This is a genomic window from Algoriphagus sp., from assembly GCF_024642405.1.
Classification (GTDB): domain Bacteria; phylum Bacteroidota; class Bacteroidia; order Cytophagales; family Cyclobacteriaceae; genus Algoriphagus.
Window position 1 is genome coordinate 1 of sequence record NZ_JAHEBC010000027.1, and the last position, 26,142, is coordinate 26,142.

General features: G+C 38.0%; 20 protein-coding genes. 12 read left to right on the top strand and 8 right to left on the bottom strand.

What is annotated here, in order from left to right:
• The 5 genes from Q0L68_RS03890 to Q0L68_RS03910 all read left to right on the top strand — a co-directional run.
• Positions 1 to 1,959: DUF5916 domain-containing protein (locus Q0L68_RS03890; RefSeq protein WP_296699604.1), on the top strand; the 1,959-nt coding region annotated here is incomplete at its 5' end.
• 91 nt (positions 1,960 to 2,050) lie between these two features.
• Complete coding sequence (locus tag Q0L68_RS03895) at positions 2,051 to 2,422, top strand: carboxypeptidase-like regulatory domain-containing protein (RefSeq protein ID WP_296699608.1); 372 nt, start codon at positions 2,051 to 2,053, stop codon at positions 2,420 to 2,422.
• 68 nt (positions 2,423 to 2,490) lie between these two features.
• A complete protein-coding gene (locus Q0L68_RS03900; RefSeq protein ID WP_296699611.1) occupies positions 2,491 to 2,736 on the top strand; it encodes a DUF6364 family protein in 246 nt (81 codons plus the stop codon).
• On the top strand, positions 2,733 to 3,146 hold the full coding sequence (locus tag Q0L68_RS03905) for a PIN domain-containing protein (RefSeq protein ID WP_296699613.1): 414 nt from the start codon (positions 2,733 to 2,735) through the stop codon (positions 3,144 to 3,146). Before Q0L68_RS03900 ends, Q0L68_RS03905 begins: the two co-directional genes overlap by 4 nt.
• Before the next feature lie 11 nt (positions 3,147 to 3,157).
• Complete coding sequence (locus Q0L68_RS03910) at positions 3,158 to 5,392, top strand: DPP IV N-terminal domain-containing protein (RefSeq protein WP_296699616.1); 2,235 nt, start codon at positions 3,158 to 3,160, stop codon at positions 5,390 to 5,392.
• 1 nt (position 5,393) lies between these two features.
• Here Q0L68_RS03910 and Q0L68_RS03915 read toward each other — a convergent pair whose 3' ends face one another.
• The 3 genes from Q0L68_RS03915 to Q0L68_RS03925 form a co-directional block, all read right to left on the bottom strand.
• Entirely contained in the window at positions 5,394 to 5,576 is a 183-nt protein-coding gene (locus Q0L68_RS03915; RefSeq protein WP_296699618.1) for a CPXCG motif-containing cysteine-rich protein, read from the bottom strand.
• 190 nt (positions 5,577 to 5,766) lie between these two features.
• Complete coding sequence (clpB, locus tag Q0L68_RS03920; RefSeq protein WP_296699621.1) at positions 5,767 to 8,385, bottom strand: ATP-dependent chaperone ClpB; 2,619 nt, start codon at positions 8,383 to 8,385, stop codon at positions 5,767 to 5,769.
• A gap of 238 nt (positions 8,386 to 8,623) precedes the next feature.
• The gene (locus tag Q0L68_RS03925) at positions 8,624 to 10,093 is read right to left on the bottom strand and encodes a c-type cytochrome domain-containing protein (protein ID WP_296699624.1); all 1,470 of its coding nucleotides are present in this window, start codon (positions 10,091 to 10,093) and stop codon (positions 8,624 to 8,626) included.
• Positions 10,094 to 10,193: 100 nt separating this feature from the next.
• On the opposite strand from Q0L68_RS03925, the gene Q0L68_RS03930 reads away from it, so the two are divergent.
• Positions 10,194 to 11,750: a VCBS repeat-containing protein gene (locus tag Q0L68_RS03930; protein ID WP_296699626.1), complete on the top strand. Its 1,557-nt coding sequence runs from the start codon at positions 10,194 to 10,196 to the stop codon at positions 11,748 to 11,750.
• Positions 11,751 to 11,759: 9 nt separating this feature from the next.
• Here the strand turns inward: Q0L68_RS03930 and Q0L68_RS19985 are convergent, their stop codons facing one another.
• The 5 genes from Q0L68_RS19985 to Q0L68_RS03950 form a co-directional block, all read right to left on the bottom strand.
• Positions 11,760 to 12,560: a DUF1501 domain-containing protein gene (locus Q0L68_RS19985; protein WP_366938345.1), complete on the bottom strand. Its 801-nt coding sequence runs from the start codon at positions 12,558 to 12,560 to the stop codon at positions 11,760 to 11,762.
• Positions 12,500 to 13,168, bottom strand: a complete 669-nt coding sequence (locus Q0L68_RS19990) for a DUF1501 domain-containing protein (protein WP_366938346.1) — start codon at positions 13,166 to 13,168, stop codon at positions 12,500 to 12,502. Before Q0L68_RS19990 ends, Q0L68_RS19985 begins: the two co-directional genes overlap by 61 nt.
• Before the next feature lie 2 nt (positions 13,169 to 13,170).
• A complete protein-coding gene (locus Q0L68_RS03940; RefSeq protein ID WP_296699628.1) occupies positions 13,171 to 16,518 on the bottom strand; it encodes a DUF1553 domain-containing protein in 3,348 nt (1,115 codons plus the stop codon).
• A 149-nt stretch (positions 16,519 to 16,667) separates the two neighbouring features.
• Complete coding sequence (locus Q0L68_RS03945; protein WP_296699632.1) at positions 16,668 to 17,162, bottom strand: hypothetical protein; 495 nt, start codon at positions 17,160 to 17,162, stop codon at positions 16,668 to 16,670.
• A gap of 130 nt (positions 17,163 to 17,292) precedes the next feature.
• Entirely contained in the window at positions 17,293 to 18,543 is a 1,251-nt protein-coding gene (locus tag Q0L68_RS03950) for a dipeptidase (protein WP_296699635.1), read from the bottom strand.
• A 172-nt stretch (positions 18,544 to 18,715) separates the two neighbouring features.
• Here Q0L68_RS03950 and Q0L68_RS03955 point away from each other — a divergent pair, with 172 nt between their 5' ends.
• The 6 genes from Q0L68_RS03955 to Q0L68_RS03980 all read left to right on the top strand — a co-directional run.
• Positions 18,716 to 20,446 (top strand): alpha/beta hydrolase-fold protein, encoded by a 1,731-nt coding sequence (locus Q0L68_RS03955; RefSeq protein WP_296699637.1) that lies wholly within the window; start codon positions 18,716 to 18,718, stop codon positions 20,444 to 20,446.
• Between the two features lie 6 nt (positions 20,447 to 20,452).
• Complete coding sequence (locus Q0L68_RS03960) at positions 20,453 to 21,340, top strand: ATP-binding protein (protein WP_296699641.1); 888 nt, start codon at positions 20,453 to 20,455, stop codon at positions 21,338 to 21,340.
• A 209-nt stretch (positions 21,341 to 21,549) separates the two neighbouring features.
• Complete coding sequence (locus Q0L68_RS03965) at positions 21,550 to 22,551, top strand: acyl-ACP desaturase (protein ID WP_296699643.1); 1,002 nt, start codon at positions 21,550 to 21,552, stop codon at positions 22,549 to 22,551.
• Positions 22,552 to 22,680: 129 nt separating this feature from the next.
• The gene (locus Q0L68_RS03970) at positions 22,681 to 23,982 is read left to right on the top strand and encodes a Zn-dependent hydrolase (protein WP_296699646.1); all 1,302 of its coding nucleotides are present in this window, start codon (positions 22,681 to 22,683) and stop codon (positions 23,980 to 23,982) included.
• Positions 23,983 to 24,310: 328 nt separating this feature from the next.
• Entirely contained in the window at positions 24,311 to 25,846 is a 1,536-nt protein-coding gene (locus Q0L68_RS03975) for a bifunctional GNAT family N-acetyltransferase/carbon-nitrogen hydrolase family protein (protein WP_296699648.1), read from the top strand.
• A gap of 69 nt (positions 25,847 to 25,915) precedes the next feature.
• Positions 25,916 to 26,142: pirin family protein (locus Q0L68_RS03980; protein WP_296699650.1), on the top strand; the 227-nt coding region annotated here is incomplete at its 3' end.

The following is a 26,142-nucleotide window of genomic DNA, read 5'->3' on the forward strand; positions in this document are numbered from 1 at the left end:
GATGTAAGGATGACTTATGATGATGAGAATTTATACTTGTTGGTTGAAAATTTTCATGCGGTTGAAGGGCCTTACATGGTAGAATCTCTTCGTCGTGACTTTTCCTTTGGCAAAAACGACAACTTCTTACTCTTCATGGATCCATTTGATGATTTGACAAACGGCTTTTCATTTGGGGCAAACGCTGCGGGTGCGCAATGGGATGGGATCATGTACAATGGTGGAAGTGTGGATTTGAGTTGGGATAATAAGTGGCGATCAAAAGTCACTAACTACGATGACAAATGGGTTTTTGAGGCAGCAATTCCTTTCAAATCGATTCGCTACAAAAAGGGAATTACCGAATGGGGAATCAACTTCTCTAGATTGGATTTGAAAACCACCGAGAAATCTGGTTGGGCACCCGTCCCACGACAATTCCCATCTGCTTCTTTGGCCTATACAGGTTCACTAATTTGGGACCAGGCACCTCCACAGACAGGAGCAAATATCTCGGTGATTCCTTATGCTTTGGGAGGAATCAGAAAAGACATTGCCGGAGATGGAGATACAGAATATCGGAGAGAAGTGGGCCTCGATGCTAAAATCGGACTGACTTCCTCACTAAATTTGGATCTAACAGTCAATCCGGATTTTTCCCAGGTAGAAGTGGATCGACAAGTTACCAATCTGGATCGATTTGAACTTTTTTTCCCTGAAAGACGACAATTCTTTCTTGAAAATGGAGACCTCTTTGCCAGCTTTGGGTATAGCACCATAAGACCATTTTTCTCCAGAAGAATCGGCTTAAATGCTCCCATCCAATTTGGTGCTAGACTAAGCGGGAAAATCAACAAAAACTGGAGAATAGGTGCCATGAACATGCAAACTGGGGAGGTGGAAGAAGATGCATTGCCTTCTCAAAACTTTACGGTGCTTTCTGTCCAAAGACAAGTTGGAGCAAGATCCAATATCACTGGTATGTTTATCAACAAACAATCGTTGAATTATAATCCTGATCCTGAGGCGGAAAAGCCAGTCTATTCTCAGTTTAATCGAAATGCTGGATTGGAGTATAATCTAGCTTCTGCGAATAATCTTTGGACCGGAAAAGCTATGCTGATGAAAAGCTTTGGACCGGATAATCAAGGAAATGGATTCGTTCATGCAGCCAATCTTAAATATGCTTCGGGAAATTTGAGTTGGAACTGGGAGCATCAATATGTTTCTAAAGATTACACCGCAGAGGTAGGCTATGTCCCAAGAAATGGCTTTTATAAAATCAATCCTACGGTAGACTATCTGTTTTTCCCAAAAAGCAAGAAAATCCTGAATCATGGCCCCAGCTTAGGAACCACTTTCTTTTTTAATACGGATGGAGAAAAGACTGACAACATCACTTTATTAGCTTACAAAGTCAAATTTAGATCACAAAGTACATTTATGCTTTGGGCAAGTAATGACTATGTCAAGCTTCAACGTCCTTTTGACCCAACCAATTATAGTGGTGACACTTTGGCTACAGGAACAGAGCATCAATGGTATTCATGGGGTACAGAATACACCTCTAAACCTCAAAGCATTTTTACCTATGCATTTACAACCAGAATGGGAGGATATTATGCGGATGGAGAGCGATACAATGTCAGTGCAGAATTAGGCTACAGATTCCAGCCCTATGTGAGCATTGCCATGAGTGCCAATTACAATGAAATCCATTTACCGGAACCTTGGAACCGTACCAATTTCTGGTTGGTGGGACCAAGAATCGATGTGACCATGACAAATACGTTATTTTTCACGGCCTTTGTGCAGTATAACGAGCAGATCGAAAACATCAATTTAAATACCCGATTCCAATGGAGATTTAAGCCAGCTTCTGATCTCTTCTTGGTGTATACAGACAATTATTTACCTGCTCCATTTTACACCAAAAATCGATCGCTGGTGTTGAAATTTACTTATTGGTGGAATGTGTGAAATTTTACAAAACTGATGACTAACCCACTAATCAAAAATCAAAAGATTAGTTAACTTGAAGGACGATGATTTTTCTAACTATACTTCTTCTATGATGCTAACATTAAATCCTTTGAAATTAACCCTCTTTTTTGGAGTAATTGGCTGCTTATTATTGAATCTAGAAGCGAATGCGCAAAAGCTTCCTAAACCTCCAACCAGTCCAATTGTTAAAGGTCAAATCATTGATAAAGATGCTTCTCCAATACCAGGTGCAACAATTATAGTAAAAGGAACTACTACTGGAACTGCCTCTGATTTAAATGGATTTTTTGAATTAGATCTTACCAAATTCACTGAAAAAAAGGTCACTTTGGTTATGAGATATATTGGCACAGAAGTCAAAGAAGTAGATGTGGTTCTCAAAGACCTTCCAAAATCTTACGGACAAATCAAACTGAATGATGCAGTGTTGCAGGATTAGAAGTTTTTTTTTGAAAAATCCAATCTTAAAAATAAATTGTACGTACTTTTAAGTAAACCATACGTGCAATGAATAAGAAACTCACTTTATCTCTCAATGAAGCTGTCATAGAAAAGGCAAAACTTTATGCCGAAAACACTGGAAATAGCCTTTCGGGACTGGTAGAAGACTATTTTGAGAAATTAACCGGTTCGTATTCTCTTCCAAAAGTTTCTGAAAGGCTCAAAGCAATCGCAGGAAAAATAGAATTACCTGACAATTTTGATGAAGATGTGGAGTTAAGGAAAGCAATGGAAGAGAAACATTTAAAATGAAAATCTTCCTTGATACAAATATCTTAATTGATCTTCTTGCCAATCGTCCACCTTTTAGTGCAGAAGCATTAGAAGTTTTCAGATTAAGTGAAGAGGGTAAAATTCAACTTTTTACATCCACCCACTCCATAGCAACAACTTATTATATCCTGAAAAAATCTGTCAGCGAAAGTCATTTACGCCATTTGCTTTCAGAACTTTCAGAATTTGTAACTGTCCTCGATATCACACAAACTATAATAAAATCTTCATTAAAGTCTTCTCACAAAGACTTAAAAGATGGTATTCAAATCGGATGTGCAGAGTCAGTCGGTGACATTGCTTACATTGTAAGCCGTAATTTAAAAGATTTCAAAAACTCCACCATTCCTGCAATTTCAGTACAGGAACTTCTCTCCAAAATTGATTAAATATCAGAAACATGAAAATTCGATTCTTATTCACAACTTTGGTTCTTGTCTGTTTTCAATCGATTACCGGATTTGCCCAGCAAAACTCAGAAGACCTCACCTTAGATAGAATTTACGCTTCAAGTGAATTTAGACAAGAAAGCCTCCAACCATTGCAATGGATTGAAAATGGTGCAGCTTATGTCACTGTGGAAAACGGAAATGAATTGACCCGTTGGGATAGCAAAACTTTGGAAAGATCTGTTTTTGTTCCGGGATCAACTTTAACTAGAAATGGTGAACCAATAAACATCGAGTCTTTTAGTCTTTCTGACGATGGTAGCAAGGTTTTGATTTTCACTAATTCCAGTCGAGTTTGGAGATCCAATACCAAAGGAGATTACTATGTTTACGACTTGAATTCAAAAAACTTGAAGCAATTGGGGACTCAATTCGAGCCTTCCTCTTTAATGTTTGCCAAGTTTTCTGCTGATAATTCAAAAGTCGCGTATGTTCAGAAATTCAATTTGTACCTAGAGGATTTTGCTTCTGGACAAATCACTAAACTAACTACTGACGGAACAGATAAAATCATCAATGGTACCTTTGATTGGGCTTATGAAGAGGAATTTGGAAAGCGGGATGGTTTTCAATGGAGTCCAGATGCCAAATACATTTCTTATTGGCAGATAGATGCTTCCGAGATCGGAACTTTTTTCATGATCAATAATACCGATTCAGTCTATTCAAGACCTATTCCATTACAATACCCAAAAGTAGGAGAAGAGCCTGCAGGAGCTAAAATAGGACTAATCGATTTGTCTTCAAATCAAACCAAATGGATTCCTGTTCCTGGGGGAGAAAAAGAAAATTACCTTCCCGGAATGCAATGGGTCAATGCCGATTTGCTGCTTATCCAGCAGATGAACAGAAAGCAAAATCTTTTGACGGTTTGGACCTACCAACCCTCCACTGCCGAACTTAAAAAAGTATACAGTGAATCAGAAGAAACTTGGGTAGACTTAGCTTATCCAGACCTCTCCAGATATGGCTGGAGTGATAATAGTTTGCCAATAGTGGATGAAGGAAAAGCATTTCTTCGCATGACTGAAAATGATGCTTGGAGACATATTTACAAAATTGAAATAGCTACAGGAAAGAAAACGCTGATCACACCTGGTGATTTTGATGTCGCTTCTTTTGGTGGGGTAACTGACAAAGAAGTTTATTTTATCGCTTCTCCAGAAAATCCTACCCAGCGGTATTTGTTCGCAATTGATTTAGAAGGAAAAGGAAAACTAAGGAGAATTACGCCGGAAAGTTTTGCTGGTGTCAATAAGTATGATATCTCTCCAAATGGACAGTTTGCGGTACATAATCATCAAAGTACTTCCGAACCAATGACTATTCAACTAATAAGTCTTCCTAAGCACGAGACCATAAAAAATTTAGTAGAAAATACTGCTTATAAACAAAAGCTTGCAAGCCTAGATTTACCGGAAATAAAGTTCGAAAAAGTCACAACTTCAGAAGGCGTCACGATGGATGCAAGAATAATTTACCCGGTTGATTTTGATGAAAATAAAAAGTATCCAGTTCTGTTTCATGTTTATGGAGAGCCTTGGAGTACAGTTGCCACAGATACTCAGGTAGGATTATTCAATATCATGCTTGCTCAAAAAGGCTATGTGATCATCGATATGGATAATCGAGGCACTCCTACTTTAAAGGGCAGTGCCTGGAGAAAAATCATTTACAGAAATATCGGAAAAGTAAATGTCAAAGATCAGGGTCTTGCTGCCAAAGAAATCCTAAAACTTCCTTACCTAGACGAGAGTCGCGTGGCAGTTTGGGGCTGGAGTGGTGGAGGTTCTATGACACTAAACCTGATGTTTAAATTCCCGGAAGTATATCAAACTGGTATGTCTGTTGCATCTGTATCTAACCAGTTGATTTACGATAACATTTATCAAGAAAGATATATGGGATTACCGCAGGAGAATCTAGAGGATTTTATTGACGGTTCACCTATCACCTATGCCAAAAATTTGGAAGGTAACCTTTTGGTAGTTCATGGGACTGGGGATGATAATGTCCACTACCAAAGTGCTGAAATGTTAATCAATGAGTTGATCAAACACAATAAGCAGTTTCAGGTAATGCCTTATCCGAACAGGTCTCATGGAATCAGGGAAGGAGAAGGAACGTCACTTCATTTGTACACCTTATTGACAAATTATTTGATGAGGAATACGCCAATCAACTAACTTATTGCTCTATTGAATTGGCATCAAAGGTGATAATTTCCCCTTCCTCTATATCAACTTTAATTTCGATCGGGTTACAGCAAATCTCGCAGTCTTCAATATACTGCTGGGTTGAAATCGAGGGATCAATCAGCATGGAAATCTCTACAAGGCAATAAGGACATTGAAAGAAATGTTCGAGCATTTTCTAAAGTAATCAATTACTTTTTCCTTTTCAACTGACGGAATTAACGTTAATTGAGTCAGTCGACTGACTGAATTTACATTATTTAAGGCCTTTTCGTAACCCTCCGTGACCTTTGCGGTAAATTAAAACATCATAAAAAAACCCTCGAAGCCTAAACTCTCCGAGGGTTTTAACCGAATTATCTTTTTTACACCTCCACAGGCGCATCGATATTTTTAAAATAAACCTGCTTATCTGCATCCAAATCAACCAGAACAGCAGAGTCATTTTTGATATATCCTGAGAGGATCTGTTTTGACAGCTCATTCAAGATCAATCGTTGCATGGTTCGCTTCAGTGGTCTTGCACCGAAATTCGGGTCAAACCCCACTTCTCCTAAGTAATCCAAAACTTCCTTAGTAGCTTCGATTTCTATGTTGGCCTCAGAAAGTCTCTTCTGAATTTCTTTCCATTGAATATCTACAATCTTACGAATGATCTTTTTATTCAACGGCTCAAACATGATCACTTCATCTATTCTATTCAAGAATTCAGGCCTCACAGATTGTTTCAACAAATCAAATGCTTCAACTTTTGTCTTCTCCATCACCTCATCTTTGTTCCACTCATCAATTTCAGCAAAGCGTTCCTGAATCAAATGAGAACCAATATTGGTAGTCAAAATGATGATCGTATTCTTGAAACTAGCAATTCGACCTTTATTATCAGTCAATCTTCCATCATCCAAGACCTGTAGCAAGATATTGAACACATCAGGATGTGCTTTTTCAATTTCATCCAGTAATACCACAGAATAAGGCTTTCTTCTAACAGCTTCTGTCAATTGACCACCTTCATCGTATCCTACATATCCTGGAGGCGCTCCTACCAATCGGCTGACTGCATGTCTTTCCTGATATTCAGACATATCAATCCTAACCATGGCATTTTCATCATTGAAGAGATACTCTGCTAAAGCTTTTGCTAATTCAGTTTTACCAACTCCTGTAGTACCCATAAAGATGAAACTACCAATCGGTCGTTTCGGATCTTGCAACCCTGCACGACTTCTTCTAACCGCATCCGAAAGAGCTGTAATCGCTTCTTTTTGACCAGCAACTCGCTTCCCTAATTCTTCTTCCAAGTGCAATAACTTCTCGCGCTCAGATTGAATCATCTTAGAAAGAGGAATTCCAGTCCATTTAGAAACTACCGCAGCAATATCTTCCTGATCCACTTCCTCTTTTAACAGAGGAGAACCAGCCTGCATTTCGGCTAATTGCTTTTTGAAAGACTCAAGCTTTTGTTCTGCTTCGCCAATTTTACCATATCTGATTTCAGCAACTTTTCCGAAATCACCGGCTCTCTCAGCTTGCTCTGCTTCCAACTTATAATTGTCGATCCGTTCTTTTTCTCGTTGAATTCCAGTGATCACGGCCTTTTCGCTTTCCCACTTCGCCTTCACACTGTCTCTCTTTTCTGCAAGTTCGGCTAATTCCTTACTTAAAACCGTCTCTTTATCTTTATTCTTCTCTCTTCGAATCGCCTCACGTTCAATCTCCAGCTGCATGATTCTTCTGTTCAACTCATCCAATTCCTGAGGTAAAGAATCAATTTCCATTCTCAATTTAGCTGCTGCCTCATCCATTAAGTCAATGGCTTTATCTGGTAAGAATCGATCGGAAATATATCGCTGCGAAAGCTCCACAGCTGCAATAACTGCATCATCCTTGATCCTCACTCCGTGGTGCAACTCGTACTTATCCTTGATACCTCTAAGAATTGAAATCGCGTCTGCAGCATCAGGTTCATCGACAATCACCGCCTGGAATCTTCGTTCCAAAGCTTTGTCTTTCTCGATGTATTTTTGGTATTCCTTCAGCGTGGTAGCTCCGATCGCATGGAGTTCTCCACGAGCCAGAGCAGGTTTCAATAGGTTTGCAGCATCCATGGCTCCTTCACCTCCACCACCAGCTCCAATCAGCGTGTGAATCTCATCAATGAATAAAATGATTTCACCTTCCGCATCAGTCACTTCTTTGATGACTGCTTTTAATCGCTCTTCGAATTCACCCTTGTATTTGGCTCCAGCTACGAGCAATCCCATATCCAAAGAAATCAAGGTCTTGGATTTTAGATTTTCAGGAACATCACCGGAAACAATTCTTTGAGCTAAGCCTTCCACTATAGCAGTTTTACCTACGCCAGGTTCACCCAATAGAATTGGATTGTTTTTGGTTCTTCTAGCCAATATCTGAAGCACTCTTCTGATCTCCTCATCGCGGCCAATCACAGGATCAATTTTCCCTTTCTTGGCCATTTCATTTAGGTTTTTAGAGTACTTCTCTAATGCCTGATATTTACTTTCTGCGTTTGGGTCGGTCACTTTATTGCCTTTTCTAAGTTCTTTAATAGCTTCGATCAAAGGCTTTTCAGAAATCCCCTGATCTTTCAAAATCTTTGAAGCAGGATCTCCTGCCGCTAGTATGCTCAATAGTAAATGTTCAATAGCCACATACTCATCCCCAAAGGTTTTAAGATAGTCTTTTGCTTTGGTCAATACCTGATTGGCGGCATTACTTAAATAGGGTTGCTGTCCTCCACTTACCTTTGGTAAACGCTCTAATTGCTCATCTAACTTTTGACTGAGCAATTGTTTATTAGCACCGAGTTTTTTGAATAAAAACTCGGTCACATTTTCATCTTCTGAGAAAATCCCTTTGAGCAAATGTGAAGGCTCAATATTAGGCTGACCTGCTGCTGATGCCAACTCCACCGCTTTTTGGATCGCCTCCTGAGATTTGATAGTATATTGTTTGAAATCCATTATAGTTGGTTGTTTAAGTTTCTAATTTTAAAGGTCGGTTCAAGTCAATTCTTCACTTTTCTTTCCAACTTAAGCCCGACTTTCTCTAATTAGCAAATCCAACTCCAAGTACATTTTCCAGTCATAATGACCGAAAGTGTGTTAGAATTTTAAAAAATTCGGAATTATTGACAGGGAAAATCAAGAATGATGGAAGTAATAATCATTTAGCATGTGAACCATTAAAGAATGGATCATTTTACTTTGACTCCTTTTCTTCCTCCACAAATCCCAAATCTACCTTTAGTTTTGGATTTTGCTCACTTAGTTTTTCTACCAAACCCCTAGAGACTTTGGTTTTCCAAAGATAAGCACTTTGAAGAGCTGGAAGTTTTGCTAAAAGATTAAGCGTTGAATCACCCACTCCAGTGTTGTAAAGGTTGATTGATTCAAGATTCTTCAAATTTTCTAATGAAGAAGTCCCTTGATCATTTATGGAATTATTATCTAACAAAAGCCGTGTCAAATTAGGGAAGCCCGAAATTATCTCGAGCCAAGCATTTTCAATATCCGCATCTCCTAGATCAAGCCATGTGATCTGTTCTTGAATTACTTTCAAAGCCTCAATTTTTTCCTTGGTTACTTTTCCTAAAGCAACAATTTCCAAAAAATTATTTTCCTCGGATAGACTTGAAATTCTAAAGCCTAGTTGCCTAATTTCATTTAAGGTTTCTTCAGGAACCTTAGCCACTTCAATTTTTTCATAGTGGGCTTTTCTTCGAGTGGAAAGGCCGTAGGAAGACTCCAATAAATCCTTGATTTCTATTGGGATTTCATCATTTGTTACAGCTAGTTTTTGATCTGTCCCATTTTCAATCCAATACTTCAACAAAGTGATTTCCCCATAGGATAAACCAGCTCCTTTTGGAGGCATATACTTTTTACTTTTAGGATCCAAAGTTACTCTTTTATACAATTCGCTGGAAGAAGGCGATCCTTCTTCAAAAGCGGGCCCTGTTTCTCCACCTTCCATTAAGTCCGTTAAGGACGTTACTTGAAGACCACCTTTTTGAGTTTCTGAATCATGACATGAGGCACATTTCTGAATGAGAATAGGTTGAATGATATGATCGAAAACAAGGGTGGAGTCCGCATCTTCAGGAAAGGTCAATCCATTATTTTCAAGCTCTGAATTAATAAAAAGATCTTGAATTAACTCTGGAGCATATGTAAAAAGGTAATTCTCACCATGAGTAAGATTTCCGCCTAAGTGACCTGTAATTGAAATACAAATCACAGAAGCTGAAATAATAATCCCCAGCTCTTTTTTCTGATTTTTTAAAGTAGCGTCAATGAAATCAATTTTGAGTCTGGATTTAAAGGAAAGTCCTTTTTTACTTTTATCGAAGTAGCCCAAAATCAAAAAGATCGAACTTAATGAAAGTAGGGCAACTACAATCCCCAACAATCTGTGCCAAAAAAGACTTCCTTCCGGATAACCTCCCTCATTTGCAAGAAAAAGTCCTAATACAACAGAGGCAATGGCACTTATAGTACTTAGCAACAGTACCAAAGGAATAGCTTTACTTAAAAATTGAAATTTTTTAGAAAGAGAAAGAAAAAAAATTGCAGCTCCTAAAAGGATAAAACCAATGGGTAAATGAACTGTTAGTGAGTGAAAACGCCCAAAAAATAAGGTGGCATCAGATTGTAATAATATAATCAGCATATGTATAAAATTGACTTATTTAAAGATAACATTTGTACCTTACTTTTATGTATTCCAAATGCATATTGATTAAATTAAATCTGAGCCTACAACCTTAATCATGTTCAATTTTTTTAAAACAAATATCCTCCTTTGTGTCCTCATATTTTTATTATTCTCCTGCGACAAATCTGTAAATACAACCAATGAAAGTATAGCAGAAGAATTCCTATGGGAAGATCAGACGGAAATCTATCTCCCAAAAACCGGAGAATGGACCAATCGGGTTGAAGTTGCAGACCTAAATAAGGATGGATTAGTGGATTTGATCTTTGCGAATGGCGGGGATTATTCAGAGCCGGGTGTTTTGGAGTCTAGTCGAATATTCCTGAATCAAGGGGCAGACACTCCTTTCAAGGAAATTACAGAGCGTGTTTTTAAGGAAAATAAGTTTTACGCAAGAGTGATCAAAGCAAAAGACTTGAATAAGGATGGCTTTATGGACCTTGTTGTTGGAAACACTTTCCAAACTCAAACTGAGTTGTATTTTGGAACTGAAAATGGGGATTTTACCCGTGCAACTAAAACGAATCTCCCTCAACTTCTCGCTAGCGTAGGAGATTTGGAATTTGGTGATGTGGACGACGATGGAGATCTGGATATCATCTTATCTGATTGGGGGGCAGGGTCCAATATGAATAATGATGGCGGCAGAACCATACTTTGGATCAATGATGGGTTCGGAAAATTTGAAGACGCAACTACCTCCCAAATGCCAGAAATCTTGATTCAATTCTCTTGGGATCTGGAGTTCATTGATTTTGATAATGACTTTGATCTGGATATCGCGATTTCCTGTAAGCGATGCGGAACAAGTAGAGTTTTTGTTAATGATGGTTTAGGTAACTTTCAAGACCAGCGAATGCTACCAGCATACACAAACAACTACGAGTTTGAGGCCATGGATGTAAATAAGGATGGATTCTTGGATCTTGTCACTGTCAATGATGGCGAAATAGTAGATCAAAATTCATGGTCAAGGAGAGAGCATATTTTCTTGAATGACAGCGCAAAAAGATTTATTGACGCCACATCAGTACTTTGGATGGATAAAGACAATACCGGTGAAGACGATAATAATGTGGCTTTTTTAGATTTTGACTCAGATGGCGATCCCGATTTTATCTTGAGTTCACTTACTGGTGAGGATAGGTTACTCGTGAATGATGCAGCAGGAAAATTTGAACTTCGAGAATCTATTATGTCTGGACCTCCTACTCCTCACACACTCTCTTTGGTGTTTGCTGACATCAATAATGATTACAAAATGGATATAATTATGGGGCAAGGAGAAGGAGAGGAATTAATTGAAGAACGGATTTTTATAGGTAAAAATATTATGCCTGACACGGCCAATCCCATCATTTCTCATTTTGAGATTCAGGCAGGTCCAGAAGGAAAATCTAAACTAAAAGCCAGAATTACGGATAATAAAAGTCCAAGTATGCCTCAAGACTGGAAGTCTGTTATCGTAAGGGTGAACGCTGAAGAAATACCCATGAACTGGTATGGAGAATATTTATGGGAGGCTATTTTACAAGATTTAAAATCTGAGGATATTATAGAAATCTGTGCGACTGATGCCGCGGGAAATCAAACTTGCTTAAAGGTTAAATAGTCGACTCTATCAACTCAAAATATCTTTTACCACATTTCCTTCAACATCTGTTAATCTAAATCTTCTACCCTGGAATTTATAAGTTAAACGCTCATGGTCTAATCCCATTAAATGGAGCAAAGTGGCATTCAGGTCATGGACGTGGACGGGATTTTCGACCACGTGATATCCGAACTCGTCCGTTCTTCCATAAGTCATTCCCTTTTTCACACCTGCACCAGCTAATAGCATGGTATAGGCATCTGGATGATGATCTCTCCCAAAATTATCCTTAGTCAATTCACCTTGGGAGAAGCAAGTTCTTCCAAATTCACCACCCCAGACAACCAGAGTATCCTCCAAAAGCCCTCTTTGTTTTAAATCCATAATCAGAGCAGCACTTGCCTGATCAACCTCTTTTGCTCTTTTTCCAATATATTTTGGCAAATCTGAATGATGATCCCAACCTCCATGATAAACCTGAATAAATTTTACCCCTCGTTCTGCAAGTCTTCTTGCCAATAAACAATTGCTCGCAAAAGTCCCTGGCTTCTTGCTGTCTTCTCCATATTGCTCATAAATGTAATCCGGCTCACCCTTCGTATCAACTACTTCAGGAACCGAAGTCTGCATTCTAAATGCCATTTCATATTGAGCCATTTTAGCTTTGATCGAAGGATCTTCCCAAAACTCAAAAGCTCCTTCCTGCATCTTTTTCAAATAATCCAACTGCTCTCTTCTAGCAGATTCGGTAACTCCGGGAGGATTTGTTAAAAAAAGAACGGGATCTTTACCACCTCTAAAGCGAACGCCTTGATGCTCTGCAGGCAAAAATGCACTGGAATACAATCCAGCAAACCCTCAAGTCCTTCTGTTTTCAAGACGATAAAAGCAGGTAAATTCTCATTATCTGAACCTAGACCGTAACTGATCCAGGAACCAAAAGAAGGTCTTCCAGGAAGTTCTGACCCGGTATTGGTAAACATCTGTGCCGGCTCATGTTGAACGGAAGCAGTATGCATGGATTGAATTTTGCAAAGCTCATCGGTAATCTTGGACATATTTGGCATCAAATCACTCATCCACATCCCACTATTACCGTGCTGTTTAAAGTTAGATCTTGTTCCAACCATAGGCAGAGAATTCTGAGCAGAAACCGTCCCAGTAACCCGGTCTCCTAAAATGCTAGAAGGAAGATCTTGTCCACTCATTTTGACTAATTGAGGCTTATAATCAAATAAATCCAGTTGAGAGGGCGCACCTGCCATGTAGAGATAGATAATTCTCTTTGCCTTGGGTACAAAATGAGGTTTATTACCAAACGCAAAAAGTGAAGTCGGATTCAGCAATGATGCAAGTGAAACCGCACCTATGCCCAAGGAAGTTTTTGTCAAAAACTCTCTTCTAGTTACTGGTGTATGTATATGATTATGTCCCATGATTACCTTTTCATATAGGTTTCATCAAAATTTAAAATTGAATTTGCAACCACGGTCATGGCTGCGGTTTGGGTTTTATCGAGCCTAATATCTCGAGGCAATTCACCCACTGCCAATAGAGAATCTGCTAACAATGGATTTTCCTGAAAATGCTTAAATGCACTCTCATAGTGTTCTCTTAAGGTATTCAGCAGTCTCTCGTTTGGAGTTACTCCGGTTGCCAATCGGAAACTTAGTTTGAGCCTTTCCTCCAATGATTCTTTCTCTTTAATTACCCGCTCAGACATAAATCGAGAAGCTTCCACAAATTGTGGTGCATTCAAAAGATTTAAAGCTTGCAGCGGCGTATTTGTATTTACTCTTTTGGTAATGCAAATCTCCCTATTTGATGCATCAAAAGTGACCATATAAGGAGCCGGGGAGAATCTTCTGGTAAAAGTATAGAGACTTCTTCTGTGAAGGTTTGTAACCGTATCTTGCTTGTAGCTATGAAGCCTAAAAGAGAAATCTCCCAGCTCTTCCCAAAGACCTTCCGGTTGATAGGGTTTCACACTTGGCCCACCAATTTTTTTGTTCAAAATCCCACTTGAGGCTAATGCATTATCTCTTATAAATTCTGCAGGCAATCGATAGCTACTGGATCTAGAATAGAATTTATTATCAGGATCAGCCTCATATTTTTCTGAATCAGCAAATGAGGATTGCTGGTAGGTGGCCGACATCACCATTAATTTCAGCATCTTTCTTAAATCCCAATCACTCTTCATAAATTCAGAAGCTAACCAATCCAATAATTCCGGATGTGTAGGTAAGTCGCCTTGGATCCCAAAATCTCCTGAAGTTTTCACGATACCCGTTCCAAAAATCATTTGCCAATACCGATTGATCATGACTCTAGAAGTAAGAGGATTTTGAGGATTAATCAACCATTTGGCTAATCCTAATCGGTTTTGAGGATATTCTTCGGGAAAAGGCAACACATTTTCAGGAGTACTTGGCTTAACCTCCTCTCCATAATCATTATAAATTCCTCTTTTCAAAAGATAGGTTGGTCGTGGCTTAGGCATATCTTCCATGACCATAACTTCCTGAACAGCACCTAAAGTCGAAACCCTTTTCTTCCTCAAATCCTTAATCTCATTTCTTAAGGCAATGGCTGATTTTTCCTTGGATAGAAAATACTCCTTCTTTGATAAAGCAGAAACTGGTGCTGGATTTGATTCACCGAGTATTGACATTTCCATTTCTGAAAGCGCTCGATCAAACAGCTTCACTTCATCCATTTGACCTTTAAAAATGCCTGGGTCGAACGAAAATTCCCGGTAACTTTTACCCATTCTCAATGGAAGTGTATCCAACTTTGCGGTATAATCATGAATCGGCAAAATGCTTCTGGTAAGCTTATCGGTCAGAATCTTTATCACTTGTTTTTTTCCATTGACAAACAATGAAACTCCGGCAGCTTGTCCTGAGCCGTCATAAGTAAAACCAACCTGAGACCATTGAGCAGGCACTATCTGCTCGGTTGTTATAACTTCTATATAGTCATCAGGTAAACGGTGGATCAGTCTTATGGAAAGGTGGTTGGCAGAATCCAAGAACAGTTCCCACCCACGATAAAAGCCTCCAAAGTTGGTACTATTTCCGATAATATTTTTAATATGCTTGACTTCTTCCTCCTTGAGATTGATCCATAAACTTGTTGAATAAGATTCGTATTGATCAAAAAATCCAACCTTATTTAGACTGACATAATCGTAATCATCATCAAAAGAAACTCCATTTCCTTTTTTGCCTTTCACCAATTCTACCCCAAGCGTAGCCTCAGATATTTTGTTTTGATCTAGAATCAGAACTTCTTCATATTCCTTTTTCTTGCTTGCAACTTTTTTTAGAGAATCAATTTTAGCTTTTTCCTTGGCGGTTTTTGTCTTGTATTCTTCTGCTTCCTCTTCTGCAAACGGATTATCTTCTTTCCTTTCCCGCTTTATTTTTTCTTTTGTTTCAAATGAAAAAGTCCCTATCTCATTTTCAAAAGTTCCGACTTTTGAAATATCTGCAACATAATCCTTGATATCGCTCGCTTGAAGTTTCTTAAGAGCTTCTTCCTTTTCTCTGATCATTTGATCTAAGGAATCTAAGGTTTGCTTCTGCTTATCTTTAAAAAGCAATAAGGTTGGTGGTCTATTTAGATCTGTTGGTCCTAATCCAAATTCGTCAACACTATTGAAAAATGCTGAAAGTTGGAAGAAATTCTTTTGACTGATTGGATCAAACTTATGATCATGACAACGGGCACAACCCACCGTCAGTCCCAAAAATGCTGTACCAGTTGTGGCGGTTCTTTCAGCGACATATTCAACTCTATATTCTTCTTGAATAGACCCAGCAGAAGCTTCCATTGGATTGAGTCTATAGAATGCAGTGGCAAGTTTATCTTCAGCAGTTGCATTTGGTAATAAATCTCCGGCAACCTGTTTTGTAATAAAATCGCTGTAGGGCATATTGCCTTTAAAGGCTTCTATTACCCAATCTCTATAAGGCCACATTTCTCTATATCCATCAAAAGATACTCCATGGGAATCCGCATATCTCGCAACATCCAGCCATTCCATGGTTAATCTTTCAGCATGTTCTTGTGAGGAGAGCAGCCTATCCACTACTTTTTCAAAAGCATCCTTCGAGTCATCCTTCAAAAAATCATCAATTTCTTGGATCGTAGGAGGCAAACCGGACAAGTCCATTGTCACTCTTCGCAAAAGCCTCTCTTTATCAGCTTGAGGATTAGGCTCTAAACTTTGCCTGATGAGTTCGGATTGAATAAAGTTATCAATGGAATTATTTCTTTTCCAATCTTTATCTATTTCAGGTACTTCCGGCGATTCAACTTCAATAAAAGACCAGTGCTCTTTCCACTCAGCTCCTTGCTCAATCCATTTTGCGATGGTGGCAATTTCTTTTGGTGAAAGATAAAGATTGGATTCGGGGGGAGGCATTATTGTTTCAGGATCAAGGCTTATCATCCTATGAAACACCTCACTTCTATTGAGATTTCCTTTTGAAAAAGCTCTATTGCCAGAAGCCAATTTTAAAAATGCTTCCTCTTCAACATCTAATCTTAATCCAGCCTTTCTCGATCCTTCATCAGGCCCATGGCAAGCATAACATCGATCTGCCAGAATGGGCTTGACATGAAAGTTATAATCGATTTGATCTGGCAAATCAGAATATTCCAATTCCACCTCTTCGGGAAGAGAAGGCTGGCAACCTGAATTAAAAAAGAATCCTAAGATGGATAAAACACAAATCAGGATTCTTGATTTTGTACTCAAAAAGGTATTTGGGTTCATAAAAAAATATTTATATACAATATACCGATAATATGCTAAGGCATTGAAAAATAGAGAGATTAATTTCTTTAAAAAGTACAATAGCGCAGTGGATTTCAAAAATATTTGTAAAAAAAAAATCCTCATTTTTGAATGAGGATTTTAGTAGTTTATTTTCCGTCTGATTTCAATAATATTTCGGCAGGTGGAGCTTTTTTATTAGTTCTATGGTCTGGATGAATAAATGTGTGGAAAAACAATCGGATATGATATTTTTCCTGAGTTTGAAATATATTCGTCATCCCATCTGTGATATCATAAATAGTTTCTGGATTTTGTTTTTCCAACCACTCCTGATCTAAACTTTTAAACATCCTTTCAGCAGGAACTAATGCATCATCATTTTTTTGGATATAAACTGGAAGAGCTACTTTGCCTTCTTTTACTGTCGCCTTTCCCATAAAGCAATCACTTTTTCCTTGATTCAAAACAACAAAGACTACTTCATGTTCTCCATCAGGAATAAAGTCTGAACCTCGCTCATGGAAAGCTATGTAATAATCTGAATAGCACCCTTGAACTCCCTGAGAAAATATACTTTCTTCCTGTGCAATAACTCCTGAAATCAAGAGAAAAAACAACAATACAGTGCTGAAAAACCTCATATTCTATTACTTTAATTGAATTATATAAAAATCTATGATCTGAAAATCATCCTTTTTTGTTTTAAATAAAAATCTAAAAAGAAATTTCTTTTTAAAAAAAGAAAACCGTTTAGACTAAATAATTTTCAAATTATTCTTGACCTCTCGCAAAATCCTCCACAGCCTTCCAAACTCGGAATACATTTTTATAACAAATTTTCTCAATATCTTCCTTGGAATATCCTCTTTTTAGAAGTTCAGCAATTAGATTTGGATACATTGACACATCTTTCAAACCGGTCGGCAAGGAATCTCCCACTCCGTCAAAATCTGATCCTAATCCAACATAATCCACTCCTACCAAAGCTACGACATGATCGATATGATCCGCCACTCTTTGAACAGTTGGAAAAGGATTATTCGCTGCAGTATATTCTGATATATAAGCTTGTGCTGCAGAGTCGCTTCTGCTCATATTATTTTCTGCTAGCCAATTGACTATATGTTCTCTGACTTTACTACTCCCAGATGCATAGGCAGAATCAATGAAACTTCCTCCAAAATTAATCATCATTACTCCGCCGTTTTTAGCCATCGCTTGGATTAGTTCATCACTCATGTTTCTTTCAAAACCAGGAGTAAACTTCCTTACAGATGAGTGAGAGGCAATGACTGGAACTTGCGTGATAGCTAATGCGTCTTTGAAAGTATCATCAGAAACATGGGATAAATCAACCATAATCCCAACACGATTCATTTCTTTGACTACTTGTTCTCCATACTCACTAAGTCCATTATATAGCCTTACAGTATCATAGCTACTATCGCCAATCAAATTTGCCTTACCATGAGTCAAAGTTATATAGCGGATTCCACGATCATAAAAATACTCTACATTGGCAATATCATCCTCCAATCCAGCACCATTTTCCATTCCCATTGGAAGAGAAATCTTACCAGCTGCAAAATTAGTTTCTATATCGGATGGACTGTATGCCATCGCAAATTGATCGGGGAAAGTCTTAGCCAATCTCTCTGTCATCAAAATCAGGGAGTCTGCCAAAGCTTTCGATGCACCTGGTATTTGCTGGTTTCCTGCAGGAATATAGATAGACATAAATGGAGCATCCAGCCCCCCCTCTTTTGATCTTGGGAAATCAAAATTCCCACCGTCTGTTCTCACAGAAACATCTAGAATTTCTCTTTGAAGGGTAAATCCACCTACCTTCATTCGATATGGAAGGTCTACATGACCATCAACCATGATGGTACTTTGTGCCATTTCAGTCGCAACTTGAAGTCGCTCCGCGTCACTCATGGCCGTATAATCTATGGTAGTTTCTTTCGGCTGACAGGCCCAGGCTATCAAGCCAATCAATAGATAGGAATAGTTCTTTTTCATAAATGTTGGTGGTTTATAAGTAAGAAAGATACTGGGTTTTGTCCAGTACTTGAAAAAAAATCCATAAAAGGAATTTCATTGCAAATAAAAATAGTTTTGGCAGGAATCAAGAAACCGTATTTAAAAGATTTCACACATAATCCTTAACTTTTAGTATAAATTCCACCACACTATGAAAAACACTTCCCTTCTAATATTTCTAGCATGTCTTTTTTGGGCATGCCAACCTAACAGAGATTCTCCTACAGTGAGCATCAAAATCAGTCCTGAACTTGAAACTGGACTCAAAGATGGTAGACTGTTGATTGTATTTTCCACTGACAAAGAAAGAGAACCAAGATTCTCGATTTCTGATGATGCTTCGACTGCGCAGGTCTTTGGAATGGACATTGAAGATTTCAAACCTGGTGATGTGATCAAGTTGGACCCAAAAAGCTTTGGTTACCCAATTGAAAATATGGAAGACCTAGAAAATGGAACTTATCAAATTCAAGCTTTCCTAATAAAATATGAAACCTTTATTCGAGCAGATGGCCATACAGTAAAACTAGCTATGGATCAGGGTGAAGGAAGAAAATGGGCTAATACTCCCGGGAATATTTTCTCTAGTCCCATCTCCTTTGATTGGAAAAATGGAGAATCTATTGAATTGACAATCGATCAGGAAATCCCACCTATTAGCGAGCCTGAAGACACCAAATACATCAAGCATATCAAAATGAAATCAGCCTTGCTTTCTGAGTTTTGGGGAAGAGATATGTATGTGGGAGCTCATGTTCTTTTACCTGAAGGTTTTGATGAAAACCCAAATCAATATTACCCATTAATGGTTTTTCACGGTCATTTTCCAGATGACTTTGGGGGATTTAGAACGAGTCCTCCGGACCCTGATTTATCGGAAGATGACTATTCTGCGAGGTTTGGAATATATGGTTATGAAAAAATCCAACAACAAGAAGCCTATGATTTCTATCAAAAGTGGATTTCTTCTGATTTCAAAAGATTTATTATCATAGAAATACAACATGCCAATCCATTTTATGATGATAGCTATGCAGTGAATTCAGAGAATCTTGGTCCTTATGGCGATGCCTTAACTTATGAATTGATTCCATACATTGAAAATCAATATAGAGGGATAGGTGAAGGCTGGTCCAGATTTCTATATGGTGGTTCTACTGGAGGTTGGGAAGCGCTAGCTGCCCAGGTATTTTATCCTGAGGAATACAATGGCTGTTTCGCTGCTTGCCCTGACCCAATAGATTTCAGAGCTTTTACAACCGTAAACCTATATGAAGACAAAAATGCATATTACAAGGAAGGAGAGTTCAAGAAAACCCCAAGACCAGGACATAGAGATTATTTAGGACATGTCTCCTCTATGCTAGTGGACATGAATCACCGAGAGCTTGCCATAGGTGGTACGCAAACTCGTTCTGGAGAACAATTTGACATTTGGCAAGCTGTTTATTCTCCAGTAGGAGAAGATGGATATCCAAAACCAATTTGGGACAAAAAAACAGGGGAAATTGACCCTGTTGTTGCTGAGTATTGGAAAGAGAATTACGACCTTCGATATATTATGGAACGAGACTGGGGCACTTTAGGACCGAAACTTGAAGGAAAAGTAAATATCTATTGTGGTGATATGGATAACTATTACCTCAACAATGCTGTTTATTTAACTGAGGCATTTTTAGAACAAACTGAAAACCCATATTATAATGGAGAAGTAGCTTATGGGGATCGTGCTGAACATTGCTGGAATGGAGACCCTACCATTCCAAACTACATTTCACGCCTTCGCTATAACACACTTTATCTCGATAAAATTGAAGATAGATTGAAAGCTACTGCCCCATCAAATTTTAATCAACAGAATTGGACAATCACTAAAAATTAAACTGAAATGAATAATTTATTTAAACCTTGCCTTTTTGGAATTGGAGCAGGTCTTTTGTTCGCACAATGTAGCCCTCAAAAAACAGAAGAAAGTTCTGTGATTGAAACTATTGTAGTAGAAGATGCAAAAACTCCTACTCTAACCATGGTTTGGGAAACTCCTGAAACTTTGACCACATGCGAATCAGTTCTCTACGATGCAGCTACAGGAACTATCTATGTTTCTAATATTGAAGGAAATCCAACTGATAAAGATGGAAAAGGATCTATTTCCATTATTGATAAAGAAGGGAAAATTGTTAATCAAGATTGGATCACCGGATTAAATGCCCCGAAAGGAATGGCGATTTCTAATGGGAAATTATATGTAACTGATATAGATCGGTTGGTTGAGGTTGATATTCAATCCGCAAAAATTTCAAACACTTACCCGGTGGCAGGAGCCGAATTCTTAAATGATGTAGCAGAACATGATGGCAAAATCTATTTCTCTGGTATGAACAAAGGGTTACTACATGTTTTGGATGGTGGTACTATTTCTACAATTTCAGAGGGGAATGCCTCTCTCAACGGAGTAGCTTTAGATGACAGCGGTAAAATCTATGGACTCGATGGATCTGGCCTAAAAATGATAAATTCAGATGGTTCTTCAAGTGTCATTAACTCTACAGTAACAGGAGGAGATGGATTAATTATTCTTGGTGGGGGTAATTTTGTGGCTTCTAGGTGGGTAGGAGAAATTTATTTTGTCAGTGGTGACGGTGAAACTCTCTTGCTAGATACGAAAGATGCCGGATCCAATACAGCAGATGTAGGATTTATCCCTGAAGAAAATTTGGTTCTTGTTCCTACTTTCATGAAAAATAAAGTAGTAGCATATAAACTAGACTATTAATCAATAGTTCGGTTTAGAAAAGCTTTTCCGAAGGGGGCTTTTTTCTAACCACTTATCAACAAAGTAAATCGATGTATCAAGTTTCTATCTGCCTTATCTGATATTTTGTCCGTATCTTGTCAGAAATTTATACGTTAGGTAAGGTATAGTTCTATTTTAGACCTTTCCTTAGGATAAATTCAAACACTTCACCCAAAGAAGTATTTAATATGAAAAATATAAAACCAATAGATTACGAGCTAGAAAAAAACATGGAAGTCATCAGCCAATTAGATGACTTAGTGGGAGACGCTGTGGATAATATCTTAGTGGATCCTGAAACATGCTGGCAGCCATCAGACTTTTTGCCTGATTTTGGTAATCCAGACATTCATGAAGAAATAAAATTATTGCAAAAGCGAGCAGAGGGTATTCCCGATACGGTTCTGACCTCTCTTGTTGGCAATATGATAACTGAAGAAGCTCTTCCATCCTATCAAACATATTTTAACTTATTGGAAGGTATAAATGAGGAAAGAAGTTTATTATCACCTTCAGGATGGGTCAGGTGGTCAAAAGCTTGGACTGCAGAAGAAAACCGTCATGGTGATCTTTTAAACAAGTATCTATATATGACTGGAAGAGTAGATATGAAAGCTGTGGAAATCACAATTCATAGATTACTCAGCAATGGATTTGATCCTAAATCCGAAAGCGATCCCTATCAAGCTATGATCTATACTTCCTTTCAGGAAAGGGCAACCAAAATATCTCATGTGAATACTGGTAAACTTGCTGATAAAGCTGGGGATCCAGTGCTTTCAAGAATCTGTAAAACAATTGCCGGTGACGAAGCAAGACATGAGAAAGCATACAAATCTTTTATGTCAAGCATTTTTGAAATTGATCCAAACGGAGCAATTTTAGCATTTGAAAAAATGATGAAGAAACAGATTGTAATGCCTGCTGTGTTAATGGGAGAAGGTGGACCAAATCCTTCTATCTATACAAGATTTTCTGAAATCACTCAAAAAGTGGGAATTTACACAGGTTGGGATTATGCTAAAATTATCGATCACTTGGTAAATCTATGGAAAATTGAAAGTCTTACTGGCTTGAACGACGTAGCTTCTAAAGCACAGATTTATCTTTCAAAACTATCTGAAAGATATATGAGAGTTGCAGACAGAATGAAAGCCCCTGAAGAAGTACAATTAGCTTGGTTAAAATAATAACCTTTCAAACTATTAATACTTGTTGTAGAAACCTCTTCGGATTTGAAGAGGTTTTTTTTTGATACCAATTCCATACTATTCTGAAAATGCAATAAATTCACCAATTGCTTCTCAAAAACCTGATAAATGAAATCTTTTCTACTGTCTCTATTTTTCTTCATCCAATTTGGAATTGGATATTGTCAAATTGAATTAAAAATCAATAAGGTTCGACTTAACAATTCCATTCAAAAACTTTCCACCTATGGAAAGAATGAGGCTGGGGGTTCGGACAGAGTAGCTTATAGCGAATATGATCGAGAGGCCAGAAAATATATCAAAGATCTGATGATAAAGGCTGGTCTAGAAGTTTCAACAGATTTTGCAGGTAACATCATTGGGAAAAAAGCAGGGTTAAATCCAGCTTTAAAACCTATTGCTTTTGGATCTCATATCGATGAAGTGCCCAATGGAGGTGATTATGATGGTCCAGTTGGCTCATTAAGCGCAATAGAAGTAGTACAAACCTTGTCTGAAAATAATTGGCCCACCCGGCATCCCTTGGAAGTAATAATTTTCACCAATGAAGAAGGCGGGGTTATAGGAAGCAGGGCTTTAGCTGGTCAATTAAGCAATGAGGCTTTAAAAATAAAAAGTTCAAGTGGCTTAACTCAATATGAAGGAATAAAAGCAGTCGGTGGTAATCCAGATCGAATCTCAGAGTTAAAAAGAAATTCTGGGGACATTGCCGCATTTCTGGAACTACATATTGAGCAAGGTGGAAATCTTGATAGAGAGGGGATTGACATTGGAGTAGTGGAAGGAATCGTTGCCATCGAATGGTATGAATTTACCTTTAAAGGCCTTGCAAATCATGCAGGAACTACCCCAATGGATATGAGAAAAGATCCAATGTTACCTGCCTCCAGATTAGTTCTTGCTGTCAATGAAATCGTAAACTCCTTTGATGGAGCCCAAGTAGCAACAGTGGGAAAAATAGAGGCTTTTCCAGGCGCCGGGAATGTGATTCCTGGAGAGGTAAAATTGAACGTTGAAATCCGTGATTTATCTTCTGATAAAATTCATCAGGTTTACCAAGCCATCGAGAAAAAAGCTGAAATTCTAGCTCAAGAAAGTGGGACAACAGTAAGTATTAATCATATCGAAGTGGCTAGTAAACCAGCTTTAGCAAATCCAGAGATACAAAAAGTAATAGAATCTTCTGCAAAAGAGTTAGGATTGAGTAGCAAATATTTACCGAGTGGAGCTGGTCATGATTCACAAGAAATAGCAAAATTTGCCCCAATAGGTATGATTTTCATTCCGAGCAAAAATGGGATTAGTCACTCTCCTCAAGAGTACTCCTCCCCAGAAGATATTTCTAATGGGGCAAATGTTTTATTGCACACTATTCTAGCTTTGGATCAAAAATTGAGTTCAAATAATTGACATTTAGATACATTAAAAAAGAAATCAAATAAAGCATCCTTAATAAATACCAATTAATAAAAATTTAATATGATTATCCGTAATGATACCATTTACGATATTTTCTTTGCTTCTGAGGTTGGAAGACCGATGGCGTCCCGATAGTTATCTGGGAGACCGAAGCGGCTTTAAACTAGTGTTTACCATATTTTAAGTCAATTTGGGCCTCTTACTGGTGCAATTAAGGATATAAATAAAATTTAATTTTTATAATACAAAATCAATAAGGAAACAGTAAATATTCCTCAAACCTAGGAGTCATTTAAACTCTTTTCGCAATTTAAAAAACATGAATAAAACGCATATAGAAAATATCACACTTTCATTTCTCCAGCTTTCAGATTATCAAGAGCTCAAAGAGGCTATGATTGATAGCTATCAAACAATGTCAGAAGCTTATTGGAGAGAGGATCAAATCGCAGCACTTTTCGATAAATTCCCAGAAGGTCAGGTAGTCATTCGGATAAATGAGCAATTAGCAGGCTGTGCCCTTTCTATTGTTGTAGACGAAGATCATCTAGAGGGAGAGCATACTTATAAAGGAATTACCTCAAACTTCACTTTTGACAAGCACGATAACGATGGAGATCTCCTATATGGGATCGATGTCTTTATTAAACCTGAATTTAGAGGATTGAGGCTTGGAAGGAGACTTTATGATTACCGCAAAGAGCTTTGTGAAAAACTTAATTTAAAAGGGATAGTATTTGGTGGAAGAATCCCGAATTACCACAAGTACGCAGATAAAATGACTCCTAAAGAATACCTGGAAAAGGTGAAGTTAAAAGAAATTTATGATCCGGTATTAAACTTTCAACTTGCTAATGATTTTCATCCAACCCGAATAATGAGAAATTATTTGGAGGGAGATAAGGATTCCAGTGAATTTGCGGTTTTATTAGAGTGGGATAATATCTATTATGAAAAGCCTTCTAAAAAAGCTTCTACAAATAAGACGATTGTCCGATTAGGTCTCATCCAGTGGCAGATGCGCTTGTATGAAAATCTTGACGAACTCATGCAACAAGCTGAGTATTTTGTTGACGCAGTTTCCGCTTATCGTTCAGACTTTGCTCTTTTCCCGGAATTATTCAATGCTCCGTTAATGGCTGAGTTCAACCACTTGACCGAAGCGCAAGCTGTTCGTGGACTTGCAAAATATACCGACGAAATCGTCAAAAGATTCTCTAAACTTTCCATTTCTTACAACATCAATATCATTACCGGATCGATGCCTAAGATCAAAGATGATTTATTGTATAACGTAGGTTTCCTATGTAAAAGAGATGGTTCAATAGAGCATTATGAAAAACTTCATATCACGCCATTGGAATCTAAAGTTTGGGGAATGCAAGGAGGGAATTCTCTAAAGGCTTTTGATACGGATTGTGGAAAAATTGGGATCCTTATTTGTTATGATGCTGAGTTTCCCGAACTGAGTAGAATTTTGGCTGAGCAAGGAATGGATATTCTCTTTGTGCCCTTCCTTACAGATACTCAAAACGGCTACTCAAGAGTGAGAAACTGCGCTATGGCAAGAGCTATTGAAAATGAGTGTTATGTAGCAATGGCAGGAAGTGTAGGCAACTTGCCAAAAGTTCACAATATGGATATGCAATATGCCCAATCCATGGTAATTACGCCCTGCGATTTCCCATTCCCAAGTAATGGAATTAAAGCCGAAGCCACTCCCAACACAGAGATGACACTTATTGCTGATGTGGATTTATCCCTTTTGAAGGAACTTAATGAATTTGGAAGTGTACAAAATTTGAAAGATAGGCGAACCGATATTTTTGAGCTTAAGCAGATTTCAGGAAAATGAAACAGCCAATTTTTGAACTTTTTCTGGAATTATTCTATTTCGTGTATATACATCTAATTTACTCTTGCTATGTCTCAAATAAAAAAAATCCATAAAGCAGAATATAGGCCTATTGCTGATTTGATAACTTACAGTCCAATGCCTACCAATCAACTAAGGCAGATTGATCCATTTATTTTTTTAAACCATCATGGTTTCCAGACTTATCCTTCACCAAATAGAGGATTACCTTTTGGACCCCATCCCCATCGTGGGATGGAAACAGTTACTTTTATTCTTGAAGGTGATATCATGCA